Raw genomic sequence first — 18,698 nt, forward strand, 5'->3', positions numbered from 1 at the left:
ATCAGGAAAAGCGTACGACAGCAAATTGTTGAGTCGTCTAGCCAAATATATGCGTCCGTACAGAACCATATTCTGGATATCTGTTGTGTTGACCATATTACTGGCGGCTGTGGCACCAGCGTTGCCAATGCTTATAGAATATACCCTAGATAATTATATCTTGAATGGACAATACGAAGGCTTAGACATGATGCTAATTATCATGATGCTTTTGTTGATTGCACAAACTATAGTGCGCTACTTCCACACACTAATGACCAATACATTGGGACAATCCGTCATTCGCGATATCCGTATTCAAGTGTTTGAACATATCACGAATTTACGTCTTAAATATTTTGACAATACACCAATAGGGCGATTAATCACACGTACAATTTCCGATTTAGAGACGATAGCCAATATTTTTTCCGAAGGTTTGATTCAGATTATCGGAGACTTATTGCAATTAGTTGTGATTTTGGGTGTGATGTTTTACACAGATTGGCGATTGACCTTGATCATACTTGTTCCTATGCCGTTGATGCTTTGGGCAACGTATATTTTCAAAGAAGCGATGAAATCGGCATTTCAAGATGTGCGTCTTTGGGTGTCAAATCTAAACACATTCTTGCAAGAGCATATTTCTGGAATGGCTGTTATTCAATATTTTGCTCGTGAGGAGCAAGAAATGAAAAAATTTGAGGCTATCAATAAAGAACACCGCAATGCACATGTTCGCGCAAACTGGTATTTCTCTATATTCTTTCCTGTATTGGAGATTATCATTGCTATCGCAACGGGTTTATTGGTTTGGTACGGTTCGAAACAAGTATTAGCCGATGTTATTTCACCGGGTGTTGTTGTAGCATTTTTGATGTATATCAATATGATTTTCCGCCCTATTCGCGAGTTAATTGATAAATTCAACACCCTGCAAATGGGTATGGTATCTGCAGAACGAATTTTTGACGTCTTGGATACGAACGAATTTACCCCAAACTCAGGAACACATAAGCCTGCGCAAATTCGTGGAGAAATCGAATTTAAGAATGTTTGGTTTGCATACAACGACGAAAAATGGGTTTTGAAAGATGTAAGTTTCAAAGTTAAACCTGGCGAAACATTAGCATTGGTCGGTGCCACAGGCGCAGGAAAATCTTCTACTATTAATATTCTAAGTCGTTTTTACGAAATTCAAAAAGGTCAAATTCTTTTGGACGGCGTGGATATTCGCGATTACGAATTGACTTTCTTACGCAAGAACATTTCTACGGTTTTGCAAGATGTATTTTTGTTCTCCGATACTGTAAAAAACAATATAACACTGCAAAATCCAGCTATAACCGATGAGGAAATCATCAATGCAGCTAAACGTGTCGGCGCGTACGATTTCATTATGCGATTACCTGAAGGTTTGGATTATAAAGTGCAAGAGCGTGGCGCTACGCTATCTGCAGGACAAGCTCAATTGGTATCATTTATTCGCGCCTTGGTGCACGACCCGAGCATTTTGATTTTGGATGAAGCAACTTCTTCGATTGACACCGAAACGGAATTGATGATTCAATCTGCAATTGACAACTTGATGGAAGGACGTACGGCCATTGTGATTGCACACAGACTTTCGACCATTCAAAAAGCCGATAAAATCATTGTCTTAGAAAAAGGCGAAATCAAAGAAATTGGTTCGCATCAAGAGTTGTTAGCGATGGATGGCTATTATAAGCGACTTTACGATTTACAATTCGATTCTGCGGGAATATAGAAATCCGCTCTAGTTCAGTTAGAATAAGTTTACTAAATTTAGATAAATATTGGTCACAAAGTGACTTTACTATTATTTCCAATTTTTATAAACTTATTTAGATTTATGGCTCGAAATGTCGCACTTCTTTTATCATTAATAATATTCCATTTAAGCTGTTTTGCGCAAAAAAAGAGCTTTACTGTTTTTCAACTTAATATCTGGCACGAAGGCAATTCTGTTCCCAAAGGATACGATGCTATTGTAGATGAACTTGCTGATAAGAATGCAGATGTTGTTTTACTTTGTGAAGTAAATAATAAAGATGGAGTCGATTTTGTCTCCAAATTAATTAAGGATTTAAGACAAAGAGGAATTACCTACAATGGAATTCCCAACGAGCATTCACTAGATGTAGCAACGCTATCTAAATTCCCCATTCTAGAGCAAAAGCCATTATACGAGAGAGAAAGCAGACAGGGACAAGTGCTGAAAACAACGATAAACGCTCACAACCATCCGATTATTTTTTATTCACTACATCTTGACTATACCAATTATGCCTGCTATTTGCCGCGAGGATATGATGGCGTGACCTGGCAAAAGATGGATAAGCCGATTACTGATGTACAAGAAATACTAACCGCTAACCGTAAAGGGAAGCGTGATGAAGCCATACGCGATGTGATTGCTGACGCAGCAAAAGAACCAAAAAAACACAGTATTATCATTGCTGGAGACCTAAACGAACCATCGCATTTAGACTGGGTAGAAGAGAATAAACACTTATACGACCGTCGTGGCGCCGTAGTTCCTTGGGATTGTTCGGTGATGTTGTACGACGCAGGCTATCAGGATGCATTTCGTGTTATTTACCCAAATCCTGTGACGCATCCTGGTTTTACCTATCCAAGCTATAATCCTGATGTACCCATCAAAAAATTAGCCTGGATACCAGAAGCCGATGACCGTGACCGCATCGATTATATTTATTATAAATCATCAAACAAAAAGCTCAAGCTAAAAGACATAAAAATAGTAGGTCCAGAGGCAACTGTGCGGTACGCGCAAAAACAAGAAAAGGATAGTGAAGATGATTTTTTATTACCCAAAAGTGTTTGGCCAACTGACCACAAAGGTCTATTAGCGACTTTCACGATTAAATAAATTACGATGACTAATCGCTTCACAGACCAAAACAAGAGACTCACCGACTTTCAAACCACAGTTTGGGTTGAATGTCCTTCTTGTACCAAAAAAGCTATCGCAAAAGTTGATTACGAAACTGCAAAGGCAATCTTATTTTGTGAAAGTTGCGGATACAATAAACAAAAAAACACAGAGTCAACAGTATTTGGAGTTAAAGGAAATTGGAATCTGGATGCGCATAGTTATTTTGATGCAGAATTGTGGCTCAAACATCCATTTAAGAATGAAGTATTTTTTGCGTTTAATGGCGAACATTTAGAATACCTAGAACAATATATTGCTGCAGACTTGCGCGAGCACAAAGAGAGGACAGGTTTTACATTGTTGGAGAAGTTACCTAAATTTTACCACGAAGCTAAGAATAGAAAAGCATTACTCGCTATTATTCAAAAATTGAAGAAAAAGTAAGAGAGATTTATACTCTTCAAAAGTTCACTAACAGACTTCTCCTCTCGTCGAAGTGACGTATAAACTGTCCGTCATATCGACCGAATGGGAGATATCTAACTTAGTAACCTTTTAAATTTACCGAAAATCAATGCAGAATTACAACGATAATAAAATTATTGATCAAACATTGTTAAACGAAAATATGTCGCCTTAGTGAGTTGCAAATCGCACGAATATCGAGAAGTTGTGGCAACTCGGTACAGCGACGAGTTTTTGGTGACTTTTTGCGGAAAAAAGTCACTGCCTGCCTGGCATGAAGGCATTCAGACATTAAAAATTAATATTAACAAAGAATGCTCATTCCAAATCGGAATGAGCATTCTTTTATAAGTTATAACAAGGACTAATTTAATCCTCTTTTCTTCATTAAGTGAACAGGGTCAGGTTCTTGTCCACGGAAAGCTTTGTACAAATCCGCAGGATTTGCCGTTCCACCTTTTTCTAAAATATTTTTACGGAAAGAGTCTGCTGTCACTTGGTCAAACAAACCTTTCTCTTTGAACGCTGCGAAAGCATCTGAATCCAATACTTCAGCCCAGATATACGCATAGTAACCCGCTGAATAGCCTCCAGAGAAGATATGTTGGAAATATGAACTTCTATAACGAGGTATAATGGCATCAATCAAACCAGCTTTGTCCATTGCTTTCTTCTCGAACACATTTACATCACCCGAAATAGGAGATTGTGTAGCATGGTAATCTAAATCTAATAAAGAAGCAGCTAAATATTCTGTCGTTGCAAAACCTTGGTCAAATGTACCTGCATTTTCCATTTTCGTGATTAAAGAATCTGGAATAGCTTCACCAGTTTTGTAATGCTTCGCATATGTTTTCAACACTTCAGCGTCTGAAGCCCAGTTTTCCATGATTTGCGAAGGTAATTCTACAAAATCACGAGATACTGATGTTCCAGATAAAGATTTGTATTTCACATTAGACAACAAACCGTGTAAAGCATGACCAAATTCGTGGAATAATGTACTTGCTTCATCGAAAGTCAATAAAGCCGGTTGGTCGCCAACTGGTTTTGTGAAATTACATACGATAGAGATAACTGGAGCTACACGCTTACCATCTTTTGTAGATTGCTTGCGGTATGAAGTCATCCATGCACCACCACGTTTTGATTCACGTGGAAAGAAATCTGCATACATCAAACCTAAGTGCGAACCGTCTTTGTCTTTTACTTCGTATACTTCTACTTCTTCGTGGTATGTAGGTACATTATTTAAAGCTACAAATGAGATTCCCCACAATTTTTTAGCTGTTTCGAAAGCACCTTCACGTACTGATGCCAAGCTGAAATATGGTTTTATTTCTTCTTCATTCAACGCAAAACGTTTCACACGAATTTTCTCTGCATAATATCTCCAATCGTAAGGTGCTACTTTGAATGTATCTTGTGCCGCATCGATTTCTTTTTGAATATCCGCAGCTTCTACTTTCGCTTTATTAAGCGCTGGCGTCCATAATTTATTTAATAATTGATAGACATTTGCTGGATTAGCAGCCATCGCCTCTTCCAATACATAAGCCGCATGAGAATTGTATCCTAATAATTTAGCTTTCTCCAAACGAAGATTTGCAATTTTTACTAAGATTTCTTTATTATCATTCTCATTGTCGTTGTTACCTCTTTTTTGGTACGCATCCCAAATATTTTTACGCAATTCGCGGTTGTCCGCATATTGCAAAAATGGCATAACCGAAGGATTTGATAAGGTGAAAACCCATTTACCTTCTTTACCTTTTGCTTTAGCCACATCTGCTGCTGCAGAAACTAACCCTGCTGGCAAGCCTGATAACTCTTCTTTGTTTTCAACTACAAGCTCGTAAGCATTTGTTTCAGCTAATAGATTTTGACCAAATTCTGTCGTCAATACAGAAAGTTCTGCGTTGATTTTTTTCAATTTTTCTTTATCCGCATCAGACAAGTTAGTGCCTGAACGCACAAAACCTTTGTACGTTTCTTCTAACAATTTCAAGTCTTCTGCGTCTAACGCAAACTTATCTTTATTCGTATATACTGTTTTTACGCGCGCGAACAATTTAGCATTCAAGTTAATCTCGTCACTGTGTGCAGAGATTTGTGGAGCTAATTCTTTTGCTAAGGCTTGAATACTGTCATTCGTATTAGCCGAATTCAAATTGTAGAAAACTGTAGATACATTGGACAACAATGAACCTGCATTTTCTAATGCTACAATCGTATTATCGAACGTCGCTTCGTCCGCGTTGTTTACGATAGAATCAATTTCTAAATTGTGTTGTTTTAATGCTTCTTCAAAAGCTGGTTTGAAGTGTTCGTCTTTAATTTTGTCAAAAGGAGGGACATTAAATGGCGTTTCGTACGCTGCTAAAAGTGGATTGTCTGACTGCAATTTGTTTTCGCTACCGCATCCGACGAACATGGACGCAACAACCAAAAATGGAATGAAACTCTTTTTATTCATTACAATTTATTTAGTGTTTTTATATATGTGTGCAAAAGTAAACAATATTTCATGCAAATGGGAAATACCGCAACAAGCAAAGCTGACAAGATAAAAATATTACAGCGAACTATCAAACTTAAAGGTCAAACTCATTTCACCGACATTTACCGTGCTTTAACCGAAAATTAAATCCAACATAACTTGAGATAATTATCTTTGACTATTCTTACAATCTGAATAACAAAGAGATGAACAATATTAAAAATTTCTTTTGGTGGTGCGCTGGCGTCCATAAAGAAACACTAAACAAATATCCAGAAGAGCATAACAAATATATCAGTATAGGTGCGACCATATTTTTCACAGGTTTATTCGCTGCGTTGGCGGGTGGCTACGCCCTCTATTTTGTCTTCAGTGGCAATGATTTCGATGTGTTTTATTCGATTATTTTTGGTTTAATCTGGGGTTTGGCCATTTTCAATTTAGACAGATACATCGTATTAAGTATTGACAAGACAAAAGGTACATTTAAGCAAGTTCTGCAAGCCTTGCCTCGTATTTTGCTTGCTGTATTGATTGGTCTGGTTATCTCCCGTCCATTGGAACTGAAAATATTTGATAAAGAAATCAAACGGCAATTGCGTGAGGATTATCTCCGTCAGCAACAAGCTACTATTGACACCCTCAATAGCACGTTTGAAAACAAGTATGCAAATGAATACGCACAACTCAACGGTCTGAAAGCACAAGCCGATTCGTTGGAATCAAGCATCAAAACGGATAGACAAAAGCTCAATCACGAAATATTTGGAACCAAAACAGATGAAACCTCGGGGGTAACAGGATATGGTCCATATGCAAAAATGAAAGAAGCTAATCTCAATAAACAGGAAGTTTATCTGGACACATTGCGGTCGCGTAATCAAGTCAAAGAGAGTTTGCTCTCGCAACGAAAAGTAAAGGAAGGCATCATGGATGAAAAAATCCTAACGGATAAAAGTCTAGATAGCGCAATCAATGTCGCTGGTTTTGCTGACCGCAATGCTGCGCTGAGTAATTTGCACAAAAAGCCTGACGGTTCCATAGAAAAATCTACGGAATATGCCGTTATCTTTATCACGCTGCTGTTTGTATTCTTCGAATGCTTGCCTGTATTTGTAAAACTAATGAGCCAAAAAGACGCTTACGACATAGCCATTGCTAATCAAAATATAGTACATAATTTTGAATCGGCATCCAATGTCGATGTAGAGAAAAATGCACTTAATCATCTTGTACCGCATCGTACAGATGTCGCTATTCAGCGTAGAATGGATAGACTTAGCCAAGAATACGAAAGCCAAAAGTAGTTTGCTTCGGCAGCTGATTTCTTATAAAATTACATAGCGAATTTTTAATAAATTTATACATTATTCTTGGTAGATTTATTAAGAATGCGCTATTTACTTCGATTATATAATAGCCTAATAGACAATTTCATACAAACATTTTTATACTTGTAAGAAAACAGCTTATATTGTGTATATAATGATGTTATGGGCAAGCGTAGGGCGATCGTGCAAATATCTACGTTACTGAAGACAACAAATTACCGAAGTACGAGACTATAAAATATTAAATTAGTACGCTACTATAAAAATAATGTTAAATGCAACTACACTACCTAGTATTCAACGAATGCCGTAATTACAAACAATAATTTTTTTATATAAAAAATAAAATAACTTACATTTAGTGTAAATTAAAAATATAAATAATACCTTTGCAGTGGACATAAAATTTGACGATAAGAAATTAAGGAAATTAGCCAACGACCCGCGAAAGTGTAAGCAGGAAATGGGCGCAAGAAGAGCCACGCTCTTTTTAAAAAGGTTGACTGATTTACGTGATGCCGAAACGCTGGAAGATGTAAGACACTTACCCGGTAGGTATCACGAGCTTAAGGAAACACGCAAAGGTCAATGGGCTTGTGACTTAGACCATCCCTATCGCCTTATTTTTATACCGCAAGAAAACCCTATACCCACTAATGAAGACGGTCAATACATTTGGTTTGAAATTGTAGGTGTAGAGATTATCGAAATAGTAGATTACCATTAAAAAAACAGCAATTATGGCAACTGTAAACGAATTTTATACAGACATAGCATTCCATCCGGGCGAAACCCTGGCAGAGAAATTGGAGGAGCTGAAAATGGGACCCAAAGAGTTTGCTATCCGTACCGGCAAACCTGAGAAGACGATTATTGCCATTCTTAAAGGCGATAGTTCCATCACACCCGAAATGGCGGTTCTCTTTGAAAGTGTATTAAAAATCCCTGCTGACTTTTGGTTAAAAAAACAATACAGATTTGACGAATACAAAGCGCGAGAAAAAAGAACATTGGCTATTGAAGAAGCCAAAGATTGGGCAAAGTGTTTCCCTTTTACCGATATGGTAAAGTGCGGATGGCTGAACGCTAGAACAAAAGCAGAAGAAAAAGTAGCAGAATTATTTCATTTTTTTGGAGTTAGCTCACCCGATGCTTGGAAAGATTATTTTTTTAACCAACAACTGAAAGTAGCTTTCCGTATTTCGTTGGCACATACTAGAGAACCCTATGCAATTTCTGCTTGGATAAGGCAAGGTGAAATACAGGCCAGCCAATTATATTGTGGAGAATATTCAGAAGCGAAGTTCAAAAAAGCATTAAAAGAAATTAAAACCTTAATGTCCACACAGCCTGATGATTTTTTCGAACAACTGCAACAACTATGTCTGGCTTGTGGCGTAAAGGTGGTTTATACGCCTTGTATCAAAAAAGCACCTTTAAGTGGAGCAACCCGTTGGATAGACGACAATCCGTTGATACAATTAACAGGCAGATACAAACAGAATGACCGCTTTTGGTTTACTTTCTTTCACGAAGCAGGACATATAATTCTGCACGGGAAAAAGGATATTTTCTTAGAAGATATTGAATATTCGGAAGCAGATTTACAAAAAGAAGCCGAGGCAAACGACTTTGCTGTGGAATGGACGTTTTCAAATGAGCAGGAAGAAGAAGTATTAGATTCTGTTCCATTAACAATTGAAAGCATTCAAGAATTTGCCAAAAAATTCAATACGCATCCTGCAATGATTATTGGTCGTTTCCATAAAAAAAAATTATTGCATTATGCTCAAGGTAGAGACTTTTTTGTGAAACTTGAATTTTTAGATAATTGACTATAAGCTATCGGATTACAGATAATGAGAAAGATACAATACCAGCCTGTAACATCGTATTCCCAAAAGCGTGGCTGAATGGCTTCGATTGTAAGTTATTGAAAAGCTTAACAAAAGTAATTATAATGAACTTTAGTGCTATAATCCCCCTCCTTCGGCAATACCCAAACCGTTGCCTGCAATCCGAAAAAATGCGCCAATGAAAGTTTACGAAGAAAATAAAACGGAAATTGTATTTAGATATTTACTTGTTGGAAACATAATAGATGAACATTTTTACGGAGAAAATAAGGATATTAAAAGCGGAACAAAACATTTTCGAGCTGGAGCAAAAGTTTATTTAATTCCTGAATATGGAGGAATGGGACACGAAAAGATTCCAGTCATTGGATTACCTAGAAAAAACCGGAAAAAAATTGAAGTTTTAATTGACTCTAAAATGATTAAAAATGTTAGAGTAAAAAAAACTTATAACAGTAAATTGATTGAAAAAATAAAAGAAAATCATTTTTATTCGTATTTCAATAAACATGAAAATGAACTTGAAATACTTAACGATTTTGCTATATCAATAAACGAAAACAATAAAGAAATTCTGAAAAATATTGTTTAAAAATATAAGTAAAAAATCACACTATAGCTAACATCGGTAACTGTTGCACAACTCCCTAAAAAGTAAAAGATATAATATTTATTCTTCAAATCTTTTAAAATATAGTTTTCCCTTCTTAAGTTCTTTTAGTATTTTCAAGACGTTTTAAAACGAACTATGAAAATACTTACCTATGCTTTGTGCTTGGCTATTGGCTGCAGCACATTTTTGGATTCAAAAACCTTTGCACAAGAAAAAAGAAGTCGTGCCCGCGAATTGGGTATCACAACAGGTATACTCCCTACTGGAAAGTGGAATGCCATTACGGATGTTCCGGGTGTAAAAGTTGGCCATACCACCGTTATTCAGGCTGATAATGTCCGCACAGGTGTAACAGCTATTATCCCGCACGAAGGGAATATTTTTCAAGATAAAGTAGCTGCTGCGGTATATGTTGGTAACGGTTTCGGAAAGATGATGGGTATTTCGCAGATCCAAGAATTGGGAAATATTGAAACCCCTATCCTATTGACCAATACGCTCAATGCACCTAAAGTTGCGGATGCACTTATAGATTACATGATCAAACTTCCGGGAAACGAGCGTGTGCGTTCTGTTAATTCTGTTATCGGTGAAACGAATGATGGCGGACTTAATGATATTCGTGGTCGTCATGTACAAGCTGAACATGTATTACAAAGTTTGACTAAAGCCACTTCAGGTCCTGTAGCCGAAGGAAATGTCGGAGCTGGTGTTGGTACGGAAACATTAGGATTCAAAGGCGGGATCGGGACAGCATCACGCAAGTTACCTGCTTCCAAAGGTGGCTATACCGTTGGTGTGTTGGTGCAATCCAATTTCGGAGGCGTATTGCAAATCAATGGTGCACCTGTCGGAAGGGAGCTTCAAAACTTCTATATGATGGAGAAAAAAGAGCCCTACAAAGCCGACGGCTCGTGCATGATTATCATAGCTACTGACGCGCCTCTGTCTTCGCGCAATCTCGAAAGACTTGCCAAGCGTTCATACATTTCCTTTGGTAATGTTGGCGGATTTTCTTCTAATGGTTCTGGCGATTATTCTATTGCTTTCTCTACAAATCCAGCAGTTCGCGTGCCTTACAACAACAAAAATCAAATTGAAATGGACGTGAAGGATGTGCATAATGACGAGCTCTCCGCATTATTTATGGCGGTTTGGGAAGCCACGGAAGAAGCCTTGTTGAATTCGATGTTTATGGCAGAAGATATGACAGGAATAAACAACCGTACAGTGAAAGCATTGCCTATCAAAGAGACTTTGGAAATTTTGAAGAAATACAACGCATTGAATCATGATAAATTGCCAAAAGCTATTTCGAAGTAATTTTCTTGTTTTGCTGTTTATCTTAGGCAGCATTAATGTCACTAAAGCGCAATCCAAAGAAGACAGGCTTAGAGAAATTTCTAAAGAAGTCGGAATTCCGGGAATGCAGATTGCTTACGCCAAGGGGAGTAAGATGCAGGTGTATACACATGGTACAAAGAGGTTTGATACAGCTGATGCGGTAGACAAGCACACGAGGTTTCAAGCCGCATCATTAACAAAAGTTGTCGCTGCTTATACATTTTTTCGCTTACTCGATAAAGGTGTTATTGAATTAGACAAGCCTTTATTAAGCTATTACAGCTACGATAGATTAACCAACACTACTGGAGCCGAAAAAATAACAGCTCGAATGGTGCTCACACATCGCACAGGATTGCTGAATTGGGAAGGAGATGTCCCTTCTGCGACATGGCGCGCAACACCATTGACTTTACAGTTTGAACCTGGAACAGATTATATGTATTCGGGTGAAGGATTTTATTTTCTGCAAGAGACTTTAGAACATATCACCAAAAAATCTTTTCAAGCTCTGGTAGAGGAAGAAGTATTACAACCCTTGGGTTTAAAATACAGTAATATAGTCTGGAATGATACTCTAGAATCGAATGCTGCCTATGGTCACTATTCATTAGAAAAACCACGAAGATTGGGCAAATACGCTAAAACAAATGCGGCTTATACACTTTACACCACAGCGGAAGATTACACAAAATTTGTGCAGAAAGTCTTTTTTGAAGGATTTGGATTAAAAAAATCCACACACAACTTATTATTGGAGAGATCCGCAGAAGCCAAAAAAGGCAAAGAGATTGACCCGACGGACAAGCATGTTCCATGTGCATTGATCTCCAGAATGCAAATCAACGAAAAAGGTACAGCCTATTGGCATACAGGCTCTAACCCAGGCTTTCGCTGTTTTTTTATTACCTACCCAGCCACCAAAGAAACGTTAGTTGCGTTTATGAATACAGACGAAGGCTTTCCTGCGATGAAGAAGATAATGCAGTTGCTTTTGGACAACAAGCAGACGTTCTGGGCTTACGATTGGCGATTAGGTGAATTAGATTAATTAGAAAATAATGATAGGAATTGTAGGAGGTGTTGGTCCGTTAGCAGGATTAGATATATTTAAAAAAATCATTGAAGAAACGATTGCAACGAAAGATCAGGAACACCTTCCTGTTATCCTCTCGTCTCAACCGCATCACATTGCAGACAGAACAGCATTTTTACTCAAAAAGTCGAATGAAAACCCTGGATATGCCTTATCGAAAATCATTCACGAATTAGAGGATGCAGGTGCGGAAGTTGCTGCCATTCCGTGCAATACAGCACATGCTCCCGCTATTTTTGATGTTATCACCAAACAAATCGAAAATTCAAACATAAAGATTAAGCTTCTACATATTGTAGAAGAGACTGCAAAATTTATCAAAGCAAATTATCCCGACCAAATGGTGGGTGTATTGAGTACGACAGGAACTCGAGACACGCGATTGTACACCGATATTTTATCGAATTTTGGCATAGCGAATATTGCACCTGATGATGAACTCCAACCGCTTGTCCATGAGGCGATATATAACGAGCAATATGGCATCAAAGCATGTTCCTCACCCGTGACTGCCAAAGCAACAGAAAACTTAAATCAGGCAATTTCGGTTCTGCAAAAACAAGGTGCACAAGTAATTGTTTTAGCTTGTACTGAACTACCTTTAGCTTTGACGGAAAAATCTTATTTTGGAATACCGACAGTTGATCCAAACAGAATTTTGGCCAGAGCATTGATAGAATATATAGCTCCTGAAAAGCTAAAATCACTTGAATAATAGATATGGAGGATAGAAAATTTGACTTCTTAGATGAAATATACAGAACACAAGTTGCATTTAAAGATCATGCAAAGAATATATCAATTGATGAAAGAGTCAATTTACTCAAAAGGCTCAAGTCTCTAATTCTAAATAAAGAAGATCAAATCAAGGAAGCTATTTACAAAGATTTCCGAAAATCCTTTATAGAAACAGAAACTACAGAAATCTTAGCCAGCATTCTAGAAATAAATCATCTTATCAAGAATCTAAGAAAGTGGGCTAGACCAAAGTCTGTAGGATCCTCTCTAATATTCGCCACGACTTCCGCTAAGTTGATTTACGAACCCAAAGGAAATACGTTGATCATTACGCCATGGAATTATCCTTTTCAGCTTCCGATTGTGCATTTGGTCGCAAGTGTAGCCGCTGGAAACACCACTATTTTAAAGCTTTCCGAATTTACACCGCACATCAATCAAGTGATTAAGGATATTCTTTCGGACATATTTGAACCAAATCACGTGGCAGTCATCGATGGAGCGGTGGAAGAAACCACACATTTGCTCAATCAAAAATTCGACCATATCCATTTTACAGGTTCTCCGACTGTGGGTAAGATTATTATGAAGGCTGCAGCAAAACATCTTACCGATATTACTTTAGAATTAGGTGGTAAAAGTCCTGTTTTTATTGATAAAAACATCAATATTAAGGAAGTTGTACGCAATCTCATCTGGGCAAAATTTATCAATATGGGACAAACTTGCATTGCGCCAGATTATTTGCTTGTAGATAAAGCTATTGAAAAAGAATTTGATGCAGCATTAAAAGAAGAAATTAAAAATGCTTTTGGGGATAAGGCTATAGAGAGTAAAGATCTGGCACGTATCATTAATCAAAAGCAATATGATAGGTTATTGGGATATTTTGATGAGCTTGAAAATACGCAGACAGAATGGGTGGTGAAAGGTGAGCATGATAAAAGCACTTTATTTATTCATCCTACGGTTCTAAAAAACTTTCCTCAGAATGCGAAGATTATGCAAGATGAAATCTTCGGCCCCATTCTCCCAATTATTTATTACACAGATGTAAACGAAGCTTTAAAATTTGTAGCAGAGAAGGAAAAACCTTTGGCGCTATATGTCTTTAGCAAGCAAAGGGAATACGTTGATTATATATTGAATAACACGACTGCTGGAGGAACTACGATAAATGACGCTATGCTACATATTATGCATCCAAATTTACCTTTTGGCGGTGTCAATAATTCTGGAATAGGACAATCTTTAGGTTTGTATGGCTTCAAATCTTTCTCTCATGAACGCGCGGTTCTGAGAGCAAACTTTTTTCCGATGAGTAAGTTCTTTTGGTATCCCTACAATAGTAAGACTAAACAAGTCCTTAATCTCATCAAAAAGATTTTCTAAAAAAAGTCCCTTGAGCCAAAGCACAAAGGGACATGAGTGTAGTTTTATAGTAATTATATTATTTTTCGTCGCCTCCAACTTTACCAATAATCATTTCTAATACTGCCACGACAATAGCAAATAAGGTAGCATTCCAAAAGCCTCCCACATCAAACTTAGACCCCAATAAGGAATCACTCAACATCACCATCAATACAGTAATAATAAAGGAAATTAATCCAAAGGTAAGCCAGTTTAGCGGGAAAGTGAATAGTCTTAAAAGTCCGCCAACTAAAGCATTAACCAAGCCTATTACTAAGCCTGTTATAATTGCCCAACCAAAACCTGCTACTTGAGCACCTGGAACTAAATACGCCGCTACTGCAACGACTAAGCCAGTAAGAAGTAAAGAAATAATGAATCTCATAATGCCAAATTTATTTAAAATCAAGTTAATTTCTAGTTTTCAAACTCAAAAGTAATGCCAAGACAAAATGTTTTAGACCATAAAAATCTACATATAAATAAATATACTATGCTTGCATAATTTTTATTTTTTTATATTTACATATACTAATTAGGGAAAATTATGAAAAAGACACTTATAACATGCTGCATACTACTGTTCGCATTTTTCGCGCAAGCGCAGTCTAACGATATATTGGGCAAATGGATGACAATCGATGATGAGTCCGGACAAGCAAAGTCTATCGTAGAAATATTTAAAAAATCCGATGGTAAATATTATGGAAAAATTGTAAAGTTGCTACAAAAACCCGAGAATGAAAACTGTGTAAACTGTAAGGATGATCGCAAGAATAAGCCTTTGTTAAGTTTGGAAATAATTCGAGGATTGAAGAAAGATGGTAAGGAATTCACTGGAGGTAATATCACTGATCCAAAAAGTGGAAAAACTTACAAATGTACGATCACACGCGATGGAGACAAATTAAATGTACGTGGATATTTAGGGTTTTCACTTATTGGGCGAACCCAAACTTGGACAATAACTAAATAAACAAAAACATCCCATATTACTGGATTAAGGTGACAAAACTATTTGTCACCTTCTTTATTTAAAATCACACAAACGATTTCACAAATTTGGAGTAGGGAATTATATTATCTTTGTAAAAGTAGTTCATACTTAATTTCATATACTATGTATAAAACATTGAAGCCTGCACTAGAAAAAGAGTTAGCAGCGATTAAAGAAGCTGGATTATATAAAGAAGAGCGTATTATCACCACGCCACAAGGTGCAGACATCAAAGTCAGTACTGGTCAAGAAGTAATTAATTTTTGTGCGAACAATTATCTAGGTCTTTCTTCACACCCTAAAGTAATCGAAGCTGCTAAAAAAGCAATCGACACGCATGGTTATGGCATGTCATCAGTACGCTTTATCTGTGGTACACAAGATATTCACAAAGAATTAGAAGCAAAATTGTCTAAATTCTTAGGCACAGAAGATACTATTTTGTACGCTGCTGCATTTGATGCGAATGGAGGAGTATTCGAACCTTTATTAGGTGCAGAAGATGCTATTATTTCAGATGAATTGAACCATGCCTCAATTATCGATGGTGTTCGTTTGTGTAAAGCGCAGCGCTTCCGTTACAAAAACTGTGACATGGAGGATTTAGAAGTTCAGTTGAAAGCTGCTGCTGGCGCTAGACATAGAATCATTGTGACAGATGGCGCTTTCTCTATGGATGGTTCGGTTGCTCCTTTGGACAAAATCTGTGACTTAGCTGACAAATACGAAGCATTGGTGATGATTGATGAGTCTCACTGTTCAGGTTTTATTGGCAAAACAGGTCGTGGAACACACGAATTGTTTAATGTAATTGACCGTGTAGATATCATTACTGGAACACTAGGCAAAGCTTTAGGTGGTGCTTCAGGTGGTTTTACTTCTGGTAAAAAAGAAATTATTGATATGTTGCGTCAGCGCTCTCGTCCATACTTATTTTCAAATACATTGGCTCCAGCAATCGCAGGCGCATCAGTAGCCGTATTAGATATGTTGAGTGAAACAACCGAATTACGTGATAAATTAGAATCTAATACGAAATATTTCCGCGAGAAAATGACAGAAGTTGGTTTTGATATCAAACCTGGTTTCCATCCTATCGTACCAGTAATGTTGTATGATGCCAAATTAGCGCAAGTATTCGCGGCTAAAATGCTACAAGAAGGAATCTATGTCATTGGTTTCTACTACCCTGTTGTTCCTCAAGGCAAAGCACGTATTCGTACGCAAATTTCCGCTGGACACGACATTGCACATTTGGATAAAGCTATTGCTGCATTTACCAAAGTTGGTAAAGAATTAGGTGTGATTAATTAAGACATAATATTGATTTAAATCACATAAGAATGCTTTTTTCGATATTTCTATCTTAACTATTTGAAAATGAAATTGAAAAGATGAAAAAATAATATTGAAAATACTAAAATTTGAGGTCCAAAATAATTATCTTTGCACCTCAAATTTTATATATAATACATTATCGCTCAATGCAAAAAATCAGAAATATCGCGATTATCGCACACGTTGACCACGGTAAAACTACCCTAGTCGATAAAATCTTACACTTTACAAATCAATTCAGAGAAAATGAAAATTCAGGAGAATTAATCCTGGACAACAATGATTTGGAGCGTGAGCGTGGTATTACAATCGTTTCTAAAAACGTATCCGTTAAATACAAAGACGTTAAAATCAATATTATCGACACCCCTGGTCACGCCGATTTCGGTGGTGAAGTAGAACGTGTATTGAAAATGGCTGACGGAGTTGTACTTTTAGTAGATGCTTTCGAAGGTCCAATGCCTCAAACTCGTTTCGTAACAGGTAAAGCTTTAGCATTAGGTATCAAACCTATCGTAGTGGTAAACAAAGTTGATAAAGAAAACTGTCGTCCTGACGAAGTTTACGAAAATGTATTTGACTTATTCTTCAACTTAGGTGCTACTGAAGAACAATTAGACTTCCCAGTATTGTACGGTTCATCTAAACAAGGATGGATGTCTAAAGATTGGAAAAACCCTTCTGAAGATTTCACTCCATTATTAGAAGCTATCGTAGAACATATCCCTGCACCTAAAGTATCAGAAGGTACTTTACAGATGCAAGTTACTTCATTAGACTACTCTACATTTGTAGGCCGTATCGCTATCGGTCGTGTAGCACGTGGAACAATTAAAGAAAACCAACCTGTTTCGTTAATGAAACGTGATGGCAAAATTGTAAAATCTCGTGTTAAAGAATTGCAAGTATTCGAAGGTTTAGGTCGTATCAAAGTGTCAGAAGTACACGCAGGTGATATCACTGCAGTGGTGGGAATCGAAGGTTTTGATATTGGTGATACTATCGCTGATTTTGAAAATCCAGAACAATTAGAAGTTATCAGCATTGATGAGCCAACAATGAACATGCTGTTCACCATCAATAACTCTCCTTTCTTTGGTAAAGAGGGTAAATTGGTAACATCTCGTAATATTTATGACCGTTTACAAAAAGAATTAGAGAAAAACTTAGCATTACGTGTAGTGCCTACAGAATCTCCTGATGCTTGGTTAGTATATGGTCGTGGTATCCTTCACTTGTCCGTATTAATCGAGACTATGCGTCGCGAAGGTTACGAATTGCAAGTAGGTCAACCTCAAGTAATCTTAAAAGAAATCGACGGTCAAAAATGTGAACCTATCGAAGAATTGGTAGTTGATGTACCGGGTGATGTAGCTGGTAAGGTTATTGAATTAGTAACACAACGTAAAGGGGAGTTATTAATCATGGAATCTAAAGGCGAAATGCAACACTTAGAATTCTCTATCCCTTCACGTGGTATCATCGGTTTACGTAACAACGTATTGACAGCTACAGCAGGTGAAGCTGTAATGGCACACCGTCTAAAAGGTTACGAGCCTTGGAAAGGAACTATTCCAGGTCGTTTACATGGTGTATTGATTTCTTTAGATACAGGTTCTACAACAGCTTATTCTATTGATAAATTACAAGACCGTGGTAAATTCTTCGTTGATCCAGGAGTGGAAGTTTACGAAGGACAGATCTTGGGTGAGCACATCCGTGATAACGATTTAACAATCAATGTTACAAAAGGTAAGCAATTGACAAATATGCGTGCATCTGGTTCAGATGATAACACTCGTATCGCTCCAGCTATTAAGTTCTCTTTGGAAGAGTGTATGGAATACATTCAAGCTGACGAATATATCGAGGTTACTCCTCAATCTATGCGTTTGCGTAAGATATACTTAACAGAAAATGAGCGTAAAGTAAATGCTAAAAAATTCCAATAATATTGGAATGTATATAAAAGATAAAGCCTCGAATCAATGATTCGAGGCTTTATCTTTTATATCCTTCCGTCATTGGGAGGGACGAAGCAATCTAAACAATAGAGAAACATTAGCTTTCAACAAAATTTAGATATCTCCTCCCTACGGTCGATATGG

The 18,698-nt window shown here is 37.2% G+C and carries 16 protein-coding genes; 14 read left to right on the top strand and 2 right to left on the bottom strand.

Annotation, left to right across the window (positions count from 1 at the left end; translation table 11 throughout):
- The first annotated feature begins 49 nt into the window (after nt 1-49).
- The 3 genes from GOQ17_RS06710 to GOQ17_RS06720 all read left to right on the top strand — a co-directional run bounded on the left by GOQ17_RS06710 (nt 50) and on the right by GOQ17_RS06720 (nt 3,343).
- Nucleotides 50-1,747 carry an ABC transporter ATP-binding protein gene (locus GOQ17_RS06710; protein WP_394350601.1) on the top strand — a complete coding sequence of 566 codons (1,698 nt, stop codon included), beginning with the start codon at nt 50-52 and terminating at the stop codon, nt 1,745-1,747.
- A 105-nt stretch (nt 1,748-1,852) separates the two neighbouring features.
- Entirely contained in the window at nt 1,853-2,893 is a 1,041-nt protein-coding gene (locus GOQ17_RS06715) for an endonuclease/exonuclease/phosphatase family protein (RefSeq protein ID WP_159636513.1), read from the top strand.
- A 6-nt stretch (nt 2,894-2,899) separates the two neighbouring features.
- Nucleotides 2,900-3,343 carry a hypothetical protein gene (locus tag GOQ17_RS06720; protein WP_159636514.1) on the top strand — a complete coding sequence of 148 codons (444 nt, stop codon included), beginning with the start codon at nt 2,900-2,902 and terminating at the stop codon, nt 3,341-3,343.
- A 385-nt stretch (nt 3,344-3,728) separates the two neighbouring features.
- Here the strand turns inward: GOQ17_RS06720 and GOQ17_RS06725 are convergent, their stop codons facing one another.
- The gene (locus GOQ17_RS06725; protein ID WP_159636515.1) at nt 3,729-5,840 is read right to left on the bottom strand and encodes a M3 family metallopeptidase; all 2,112 of its coding nucleotides are present in this window, start codon (nt 5,838-5,840) and stop codon (nt 3,729-3,731) included.
- Nucleotides 5,841-6,070: 230 nt separating this feature from the next.
- Here GOQ17_RS06725 and GOQ17_RS06730 point away from each other — a divergent pair, with 230 nt between their 5' ends.
- The 8 genes from GOQ17_RS06730 to GOQ17_RS06765 all read left to right on the top strand — a co-directional run bounded on the left by GOQ17_RS06730 (nt 6,071) and on the right by GOQ17_RS06765 (nt 14,234).
- Entirely contained in the window at nt 6,071-7,171 is a 1,101-nt protein-coding gene (locus GOQ17_RS06730) for a DUF4407 domain-containing protein (protein ID WP_159636516.1), read from the top strand.
- A gap of 487 nt (nt 7,172-7,658) precedes the next feature.
- Nucleotides 7,659-7,922, top strand: a complete 264-nt coding sequence (locus tag GOQ17_RS06735; RefSeq protein WP_236537084.1) for a type II toxin-antitoxin system RelE/ParE family toxin — start codon at nt 7,659-7,661, stop codon at nt 7,920-7,922.
- 13 nt (nt 7,923-7,935) lie between these two features.
- Nucleotides 7,936-9,030, top strand: coding sequence for an ImmA/IrrE family metallo-endopeptidase (locus GOQ17_RS06740; RefSeq protein WP_159636518.1), 1,095 nt, complete (start codon nt 7,936-7,938; stop codon nt 9,028-9,030).
- Between the two features lie 199 nt (nt 9,031-9,229).
- Nucleotides 9,230-9,643: a hypothetical protein gene (locus tag GOQ17_RS06745; RefSeq protein WP_159636519.1), complete on the top strand. Its 414-nt coding sequence runs from the start codon at nt 9,230-9,232 to the stop codon at nt 9,641-9,643.
- 156 nt (nt 9,644-9,799) lie between these two features.
- Entirely contained in the window at nt 9,800-10,987 is a 1,188-nt protein-coding gene (locus GOQ17_RS06750) for a DmpA family aminopeptidase (protein WP_159636521.1), read from the top strand.
- Nucleotides 10,956-12,059, top strand: coding sequence for a serine hydrolase domain-containing protein (locus GOQ17_RS06755; RefSeq protein ID WP_159636522.1), 1,104 nt, complete (start codon nt 10,956-10,958; stop codon nt 12,057-12,059). Before GOQ17_RS06750 ends, GOQ17_RS06755 begins: the two co-directional genes overlap by 32 nt.
- Nucleotides 12,060-12,069: 10 nt before the next feature.
- Entirely contained in the window at nt 12,070-12,819 is a 750-nt protein-coding gene (locus GOQ17_RS06760; RefSeq protein ID WP_159636523.1) for an aspartate/glutamate racemase family protein, read from the top strand.
- A 5-nt stretch (nt 12,820-12,824) separates the two neighbouring features.
- Entirely contained in the window at nt 12,825-14,234 is a 1,410-nt protein-coding gene (locus GOQ17_RS06765) for an aldehyde dehydrogenase family protein (RefSeq protein ID WP_159636524.1), read from the top strand.
- Nucleotides 14,235-14,292: 58 nt separating this feature from the next.
- On the opposite strand, the gene GOQ17_RS06770 is transcribed toward GOQ17_RS06765, so the two are convergent.
- Nucleotides 14,293-14,640, bottom strand: coding sequence for a phage holin family protein (locus tag GOQ17_RS06770; protein ID WP_159636525.1), 348 nt, complete (start codon nt 14,638-14,640; stop codon nt 14,293-14,295).
- A 162-nt stretch (nt 14,641-14,802) separates the two neighbouring features.
- Between GOQ17_RS06770 and GOQ17_RS06775 the strand changes: the two genes are divergently transcribed.
- The 3 genes from GOQ17_RS06775 (at nt 14,803) to typA (ending at nt 18,542) form a co-directional block, all read left to right on the top strand.
- Nucleotides 14,803-15,231, top strand: coding sequence for a DUF2147 domain-containing protein (locus tag GOQ17_RS06775; RefSeq protein ID WP_159636527.1), 429 nt, complete (start codon nt 14,803-14,805; stop codon nt 15,229-15,231).
- Between the two features lie 144 nt (nt 15,232-15,375).
- A complete protein-coding gene (kbl, locus tag GOQ17_RS06780) occupies nt 15,376-16,566 on the top strand; it encodes a glycine C-acetyltransferase (RefSeq protein ID WP_159636528.1) in 1,191 nt (396 codons plus the stop codon).
- 170 nt (nt 16,567-16,736) lie between these two features.
- Nucleotides 16,737-18,542, top strand: a complete 1,806-nt coding sequence (gene typA / locus GOQ17_RS06785) for a translational GTPase TypA (RefSeq protein ID WP_159636529.1) — start codon at nt 16,737-16,739, stop codon at nt 18,540-18,542.
- The last annotated feature ends 156 nt before the right edge of the window (nt 18,543-18,698 follow it).

This window comes from Sphingobacterium composti (genome assembly GCF_009829075.1).
Taxonomy (GTDB): Bacteria; Bacteroidota; Bacteroidia; order Sphingobacteriales; family Sphingobacteriaceae; genus Sphingobacterium; species Sphingobacterium composti.

What these genes read in the sequence shown, in the direction of transcription:
- GOQ17_RS06770 (WP_159636525.1), bottom strand. Translation starts at nt 14,640, where the DNA reads ATGAGATTCATTATTTCTTTACTTCTTACTGGCTTAGTCGTTGCAGTA.
- GOQ17_RS06710 (WP_394350601.1), top strand. Translation starts at nt 50, where the DNA reads ATGCGTCCGTACAGAACCATATTCTGGATATCTGTTGTGTTGACCATA.
- GOQ17_RS06725 (WP_159636515.1), bottom strand. Translation starts at nt 5,840, where the DNA reads ATGAATAAAAAGAGTTTCATTCCATTTTTGGTTGTTGCGTCCATGTTC.
- GOQ17_RS06720 (WP_159636514.1), top strand. Translation starts at nt 2,900, where the DNA reads ATGACTAATCGCTTCACAGACCAAAACAAGAGACTCACCGACTTTCAA.
- GOQ17_RS06775 (WP_159636527.1), top strand. Translation starts at nt 14,803, where the DNA reads ATGAAAAAGACACTTATAACATGCTGCATACTACTGTTCGCATTTTTC.
- GOQ17_RS06740 (WP_159636518.1), top strand. Translation starts at nt 7,936, where the DNA reads ATGGCAACTGTAAACGAATTTTATACAGACATAGCATTCCATCCGGGC.
- typA (WP_159636529.1), top strand. Translation starts at nt 16,737, where the DNA reads ATGCAAAAAATCAGAAATATCGCGATTATCGCACACGTTGACCACGGT.
- GOQ17_RS06755 (WP_159636522.1), top strand. Translation starts at nt 10,956, where the DNA reads ATGATAAATTGCCAAAAGCTATTTCGAAGTAATTTTCTTGTTTTGCTG.
- GOQ17_RS06760 (WP_159636523.1), top strand. Translation starts at nt 12,070, where the DNA reads ATGATAGGAATTGTAGGAGGTGTTGGTCCGTTAGCAGGATTAGATATA.
- GOQ17_RS06735 (WP_236537084.1), top strand. Translation starts at nt 7,659, where the DNA reads ATGGGCGCAAGAAGAGCCACGCTCTTTTTAAAAAGGTTGACTGATTTA.
- GOQ17_RS06765 (WP_159636524.1), top strand. Translation starts at nt 12,825, where the DNA reads ATGGAGGATAGAAAATTTGACTTCTTAGATGAAATATACAGAACACAA.
- GOQ17_RS06715 (WP_159636513.1), top strand. Translation starts at nt 1,853, where the DNA reads ATGGCTCGAAATGTCGCACTTCTTTTATCATTAATAATATTCCATTTA.
- kbl (WP_159636528.1), top strand. Translation starts at nt 15,376, where the DNA reads ATGTATAAAACATTGAAGCCTGCACTAGAAAAAGAGTTAGCAGCGATT.
- GOQ17_RS06745 (WP_159636519.1), top strand. Translation starts at nt 9,230, where the DNA reads ATGAAAGTTTACGAAGAAAATAAAACGGAAATTGTATTTAGATATTTA.
- GOQ17_RS06750 (WP_159636521.1), top strand. Translation starts at nt 9,800, where the DNA reads ATGAAAATACTTACCTATGCTTTGTGCTTGGCTATTGGCTGCAGCACA.
- GOQ17_RS06730 (WP_159636516.1), top strand. Translation starts at nt 6,071, where the DNA reads ATGAACAATATTAAAAATTTCTTTTGGTGGTGCGCTGGCGTCCATAAA.